The sequence below is a fragment of the Nocardioides sp. NPDC057772 genome (assembly GCF_042798075.1).
Classification (GTDB): domain Bacteria; phylum Actinomycetota; class Actinomycetes; order Propionibacteriales; family Nocardioidaceae; genus Nocardioides.
The window spans coordinates 1-3,216 of record NZ_JBHVKN010000329.1; the positions used below are offsets into that span (position 1 = coordinate 1).

The window sequence follows — 3,216 nt, forward strand, 5'->3', positions numbered from 1 at the left end:
GCCCACAACTGATTTCTCGTCCGTCAGAACTGCGGACTCGGCGAGGGTCAGTCCTCGGGGTCGTCGAGGCGGGCCAGCCAGGTGGCGAGGCGCTCGATCGCGGTCTCGTGCTCGGGGTGGACGTCGACGAAGGCCTGGAGCTGCTCGGCCAACCAGGCGAGGGTGACCTCCTCGTCGCCCCGACGGGTGACGAGCTCCTCGATGCCGCGGTCGGTGAAGTACATGGGGTCAGTCTTTCACTCGCCGGCCCGCCCGTGGCCAGCCAGGGGTGAGTCGGATGCCGGGCCACCGGAGAGGCCGCGTACGACCATGCCGAGGGTGGCGTTGATGAGCTGCTCGCGCTCGGCTTCGGGGAAGACGCGGTAGGGGCCGTCGATGAAGAGGACTGCGAGGCCATGGACGGTGGACCAGGCCGCTGTCTCGGCGTTCGGGCGGAGCTCGGGGGCGAGCCAGCCCGCCTCGACCAAATCGTCGAGGGCGGTGGTCAAGAACGCATAGGGCGGCGCCTGGGCGAGGATCGCGGACATCTCGTCGGGCGGGTGCTCTTCGCCGGTGTGAGGGCGGAGGAAGGCGGTGCGGAACAGGCCGGGCTGGGCGAGCGCGAAGTGGACGTAGCCCCGCCCGGCGGCAGCGAGGCGCTGGACCGCGGCCTCGGCCGGATGCGGTGCCGGCTTCTCGGCGGCCAGGAGGTCGAGGATCGTCGCGGCCAGGCGGTCCATGGCCTCGTGCTTGGCCGCGACGAGCAGGTCGGCCTGATTGGCGAAGTGGCGGTAGGTGGCGGTCGGGGTGACACCGACCGCGCGCGCCGCGGCTCTGATGGTCACCGCGTCCGGGCCGCCCTCCTCGGCAAGGGTCGCGGCCGCCTCGACCAGCGCGTTGCGGAGGTCGCCGTGGTGATAGGGGCGGGCGCCCTCGCCCGAGCTCTCTGAGGACTTCACGGAATTCATGTTGACACCTGCCCACATCGAAGGGAAAGTTAACACCTGCAAAGTTTACGCCTGCACACATTCCTCTGGAGGAATCATGTTCCACCGACTCGGCACCCTTGTGGTGCGAAATCCGCGCCGGGTCCTGGTGATCGGCCTGATCGCCCTCCTGGGCGCGATCTACCTGGCCACTTCGGCCTTCGGCAAGCTCGACGACGCCGGCTTCGACGACCCCGCCTCGGAGAGCAGCCGCGCGGCCACCGCGCTGGAGAAGGGCTTCGGTAACGGGGCCGGATTCCTCCTCACCGTCAGCGCCGCCGACGGCGCGGTCACCGAGGGTGCCGCCGCGAGGGACGCCCAGGCACTCGTCGACCGCCTCAGGGCCGACCGCGACCTGACCGACGTCGTCTCCTACCTCGACGCTCCAAGACCCGGCATGGTCTCGGACGACCGCGCCCACGGGCTGATCTCCGTCGGTGCGAAGAACCCCGACAGCGTCGACGCCGCCGCGGTGATCGACCGCTACACCGACGACACCGCCTCCGATGGCGCGACCACCGTCCACGTCGGCGGACAGCTCGCGATCTTCGAGGAGGTCGGCACCCAGATCGGCGCCGACCTCGGCCTCGCCGAGGCGATCGCGATCCCGCTGATGATCGCGCTGCTGGTGCTCGCCTTCGGCAACGTCGTCGCCGCGTTCGTGACGATCGGCGTGGGAGGCTTCGCCATCGCCGGCACCTTCGCCGAGCTCTCGGTGCTCGGCAGCTTCACCGACGTCTCGATCTACGCCCTCAACCTGACCACCGGCCTCGGACTCGGCCTGGCGGTGGACTACGGCCTGCTGATGGTGGCGAGAGTCCGTGAGGAGCGGGCTGGTGGAGCGACCACCGACGACGCCGTCGTCCGCGCGGTGGAGACCGCTGGCCGGACCATCGTGTTCAGCGCCACCACGGTCGCCGTCTCACTGGCCTCGCTGCTCGTCTTCCCGCTCTACTTCCTGCGCTCCTCGGCGTACGCCGGCATCGGGGTCATGGTGATCACCGCCGTCGTCGCGGTCGTGCTGCTCCCGGCCACGATCACCCTGCTGGGCGACCGGATCGACGCGCTGCGCGTCCCGGGCGTGCGTGGGCTCCGCGGTGGCACGACTCCGTTCTGGACCCGGCTGGCCGGCTTCGTCACCAGGCGACCCTGGGTCGCGCTCCCCGTGGTGGCGGTCTTGATCGCGATGGCCACGCCGCTGGCCGGCATCGAGTTCGGCACGCCGGACGACCGGGTGCTCCCGGCGTCCGCGGGAAGCCGTCAGGCCGGCGATCTGCTCCGTGAGGAGTTCGCCGGCGACGGCACCAGTCCCATCCGCGTGGTGACCACCTCGACCGTCGCCGACGACAGCCTCGGGACCTACGCCGCCGACCTCTCCCGAATCGACGGCGTCGACCGCGTCGACACCCGGGTGGGGACATACGCCGACGGTGCCCTCGTCTCGGAGACGCCGGCTCTCCCGCCCGGCGACGGCGCGGACGAGCTCGCCGTGGTCAACCAGCTCGACCGCCAGTCCGAGGAGGCGCGCGACCTGGTCCGTGACGTACGCGCCGTCCCGTCGCCGGACGGCACCACGGCCCTCGTCGGGGGTGGTGCCGCGGAGCTGCTGGACTCGCTCGACGCGATCGGCGCCAAGCTGCCCTACGCCGTCGGCGGACTCGCGATCGCGATGGTGGTGATCCTGTTCCTGTTCACCGGCAGCCTGATCCAGCCGCTGCGGGCGCTGGTGCTCAACGTCATCGGCCTGGGGGCGACGGTCGGGACCACCGTGGTGATCTTCCAGGAGGGCCTCGGGGCCGATCTCCTCGGCTTCACCGCCATGCCGCTCAACGTCTCGATGGTCGTGCTGCTGCTGGTGATCGCCTTCGGGCTGTCGATGGACTACGAGGTCTTCGTGCTCGGCCGGATCACCGAGATGCGCCGGCGTGGCCTCGGCAACGTCGAGGCGGTCGTGCAGGGGCTGGCCCACACCGGCCGGATCGTCACCACGGCGGCTGCGCTGATCGCGACCAGCTTCTTCGCCTTCATGGTCAGCGACGTCAGCTTCATGAAGTTCTTCGGCCTCGGCGTCGGGCTGGCGATCCTCATCGACGCGGTCCTGATTCGCGGTGTCCTGCTGCCGGCCGCCATGCGGATGCTCGGTGATGCCGCCTGGTGGGCGCCTCGCCCGCTGCGGCGCCTGCACTCGAAGGTCGGCCTGAGGGGGTGGCGGGGTGAGGCGGGGCGGTTCGTCGGGGGTGCGGTGGTTGCG

At 70.8% G+C, this 3,216-nt stretch carries 3 protein-coding genes; 1 reads left to right on the forward strand and 2 read right to left on the reverse strand.

Annotated features, from left to right (window positions below; translation table 11 throughout):
• Positions 1 to 47: 47 nt before the first annotated feature.
• Together ACFVJS_RS27165 and ACFVJS_RS27170 are read right to left on the reverse strand one after the other, a co-directional pair.
• Positions 48 to 224: a DUF6104 family protein gene (locus ACFVJS_RS27165; protein WP_008362094.1), complete on the reverse strand. Its 177-nt coding sequence runs from the start codon at positions 222 to 224 to the stop codon at positions 48 to 50.
• A gap of 12 nt (positions 225 to 236) precedes the next feature.
• On the reverse strand, positions 237 to 938 hold the full coding sequence (locus tag ACFVJS_RS27170; protein WP_378886665.1) for a TetR/AcrR family transcriptional regulator: 702 nt from the start codon (positions 936 to 938) through the stop codon (positions 237 to 239).
• A gap of 85 nt (positions 939 to 1,023) precedes the next feature.
• Here ACFVJS_RS27170 and ACFVJS_RS27175 point away from each other — a divergent pair.
• The coding region (locus tag ACFVJS_RS27175; RefSeq protein WP_378886666.1) for an MMPL family transporter at positions 1,024 to 3,216 on the forward strand (2,193 nt) is incomplete at its 3' end.

Coding starts and splice junctions, on each gene's coding strand:
- ACFVJS_RS27165 (WP_008362094.1), bottom strand. CDS start 224: ATGTACTTCACCGACCGCGGCATCGAGGAGCTCGTCACCCGTCGGGGC.